Annotated in this window: 3 protein-coding genes; all 3 read right to left on the reverse strand. The window is 77.0% G+C overall.

Features of this window, described 5'->3' with window-relative positions:
- Positions 1–93 precede the first annotated feature (93 nt).
- Positions 94–1,269, reverse strand: coding sequence for a precorrin-6y C5,15-methyltransferase (decarboxylating) subunit CbiE (cbiE, locus tag AB0J39_RS38990; protein WP_363474177.1), 1,176 nt, complete (start codon positions 1,267–1,269; stop codon positions 94–96).
- On the reverse strand, positions 1,263–2,405 hold the full coding sequence (locus AB0J39_RS38995; RefSeq protein ID WP_363474179.1) for a cobalt-precorrin-5B (C(1))-methyltransferase: 1,143 nt from the start codon (positions 2,403–2,405) through the stop codon (positions 1,263–1,265). The genes cbiE and AB0J39_RS38995 overlap by 7 nt, the downstream gene beginning before the upstream one ends.
- Positions 2,402–2,907: cobalt-precorrin-4/precorrin-4 C(11)-methyltransferase (locus AB0J39_RS39000; RefSeq protein WP_363474181.1), on the reverse strand; the 506-nt coding region annotated here is incomplete at its 5' end. The genes AB0J39_RS39000 and AB0J39_RS38995, both read right to left, overlap by 4 nt.

The following is a 2,907-nucleotide window of genomic DNA, read 5'->3' on the forward strand; positions in this document are numbered from 1 at the left end:
CCACGGGGTACCACCGGGTGTCCGGCCAGGCCTGCTCCAGCAGGCCGGCGGCCGTCCGGCCCGCCTTCGTCGCGGTGACCAGTCCGGTAACCGTCATCGATGCCCCCATACGAGAAAGACCGGATTGGCCGCGGCGAGACGCGTGGCGCCGCCGGGCAGGTCCGCGAACCTGTTCGCCGCCAGCGACACGCCGCCGACGTCGTACGCCGCGGCGCGCAGCGCGTCGCGTACGGTGGGCACCCGGTCGACGGCGGCGAGCGCGGCGACCACGGTCCGTGGGGCGAGACCCGCCACGTGACCCACCACCTCGGCGCCGCCCCCGCCGACGAACACCGCGTCCGGGACGGGCAGCCCGGCCAGGCATCCGGGCGCCTCGCCGTGCACCACCCGCACCTCGACGCCGTACGCGGCGGCGTTGCGGCGCGTCCGGTCGCACTGGGCGGGGTCGCGGTCGGCGGCGACGACGGCGGCGCCGAACCGCGCCGCCTCGACGGCCACGGAGCCGCTGCCGCAGCCGAGGTCCCAGACCAGGTCGCCCACGCCGGGACCGAGGTGGGCGAGCGCCAGCGCCCGCACCTCCGCCTTGGTGATCATGCCGTCGCGGTGCTCGAAGCGCTCCTCTGGCAGCGCCCAGCGCTCCGGAGTCGGGCGTGGCGGCGCCGCCCAGCCGCGCGAAGACGGCCGATCCATCAGGCAGAGCACCACGTTGGGGTCGGCCCACTCCCGCCCCGCGGCCTCCTCGGGCGTGCACTCGGTCACCCGCCGTCCGGCGGCGCCGAGACGCTCCGCGACCAGGAGCCGGCGTGGCCAGCCGCGCAGCGCGGCGCCGATCTCGGCGGGGCCCGCGCCGGGCGCGGTGAGCACGGCGACCTTGGCCAGCGCCCGGCAGGCGTTGACGGCCCGGCGGGGGTCGCGCCCGTGCGCGCTCACCACGACGGCGTCGTCCCAGCTCAGCCCGGCCAGTCCGAAGGCCGCCGCGACCGAGGAGACGGCGGGTGCGACCTCGACGCCGAGGCCGTGCTCGCGCAGGAGGCGGACGAGGCCGAAGAACCCGGGGTCACCCGAGGCGAGCACGACGGCCGGGCCGTCATGGGCCGCGAGGGCCCGCACTCCCGCCGCCACGTCCCCCAGCACGACGCGCTCGGCCCGGGCGGGCACGGGCAGCGCGTCCAGGTGGCGGGCGGCCCCCGCCACCAGCGTCGCCCCGGCCAGCCGCGCGGCGGCCCACGGGGCGAGGGGACGTCCGTCGACGCCGATCACCGTCACCACCGGCCGGCCTCCTCGCTGGAGGCGACGGGGGCGAGCCCGTCGGGATCGACCATGATCACGGACGCGGTGAGCGCGCCGTCGCAGAACCGCTCCAGCACGTCCTTCACCCGCGCGCACAGCACGCGCCCGGCGGGTTCGAGCAGCCCGGCGGCCTCCCACAGCTCGTAGGCGTGGCGGGCGGTGTTCGCCTCGGCGACCCGCCCGGCCAGGGCCTCGTCGCCGCCCGCCTCCCGGGTCACCCCGGCCAGCAGGTCCTTGTCGATCTTGGAGCGGGTGTAGTGCGTCATGAGCACGCCCGCGGCGAGCTTGGTCAGCTTGCCGACCATGCCGACGAACAGCACGTCGGTCAGTCCCGAGTCGGCGGCCCGGCGCAGCGCGGCCCCGGTGAAGTCGCCGACCTCGACGAAGCACACGGCGGGCAGGCCGGGCCGCAGCCGCATCGCGGCCCGGTCGGTGCGCCCGCCCGTGGACAGCACCAGCGTGCGCTCGCCCTGCGCCGCCATCACGTCGATCGCCTGCAGGACCGACGAGCGCCACGACTCGGTGGAGAACGGCCGCACGATCCCGGTGGTGCCGAGGATCGAGATGCCGCCGAGGATGCCGAGCCTGGCGTTGGTGGTCTTGCGGGCCATCCGCTCGCCCTCGGGCACGCTGATGACCACGCGGACGCCGCGCCGCCCGAGGTCCAGAACCTCGCCGACGGCCTGGGTGATCTGCGCCCGGGGGACCGGGTTGATGGCGGGGCCGCCGACCTCCAGGCCGAGGCCCGGCCGGGTGACCACGCCGACGCCGACGCCGCCGTCCAGTTCGATGCCGGCTTCGGGACGCCAGGACACGGTCGCGGTCAGGTGCGCGCCGTGGGTCACGTCGGGGTCGTCGCCGGCGTCCTTCACGACCACGGCCGTGGCCCTGGCGTCGCCCACGGCGTAGGAGTCGACCGGCAGCGTCACCCGGCCGCCGCCGGGCAGCGGCGTGTCCACGGTGGGCGGGGTGTCGCCGTGCGCGAGCGCGATGCTGGCGGCCTTCGCGGCGGCGGCGCCGCAGGTGCCCGTCGTCCATCCGGTGCGCAGCGCCCGCTTGCGCACCCGCATCGTGCGCGGCAGGTCCGGCTCGCGCAGCTCGGGGGTGTCGCTCATCGCGAGCCTCGCAGCTCGCGCCGCGCCGCGGGCTCGGAGCGGCGGTGGCCGTGGAAGTGGCCCGGATGGTAGAGGTGCGAGCGCGTCCCGTGGGCCTCCAGCGCGGGCCCGACCAGCACCAGCGTGTGCTTCCAGAGCCGGTGGGCGCGCACGGTCGCCGCCAGCTCGTCCAGGCGGCAGCGCAGCACCAGCTCGTCCTCCCAGGTGACCCGGTAGCCGACCACGCAGGGCGTCTGCGGCGGGTAGCCGCCCGCCAGCAGCTCCTGCTGCAGCTGCGCCGAGCGGGCCGCCGACAGGAACAGCGCCATCGTCGTGCCGTGCGCGGCGAACTCCCGCACGGTCTCGCCGTCGGGCATCGGCGTCTTGCCGCCCTCCAGGCGGGTGAGCACGACCGACTGGGCGACCTCCGGCACGGTCAGCTCCCGCCGTACGGCGTGGGAGCAGGGCGACCAACGCGGCGTGGAGATCACCGGCAGCGCCGTCCAGGTAGTGCCGCTGCTGC

It is taken from the genome of Microbispora sp. NPDC049633 (genome assembly GCF_040675265.1).
Classification (GTDB): domain Bacteria; phylum Actinomycetota; class Actinomycetes; order Streptosporangiales; family Streptosporangiaceae; genus Microbispora; species Microbispora maris.

Excerpts from the sequence above, each read along its gene's own strand:
- AB0J39_RS38995 (WP_363474179.1), bottom strand. The coding sequence starts at position 2,405 with ATGAGCGACACCCCCGAGCTGCGCGAGCCGGACCTGCCGCGCACGATG.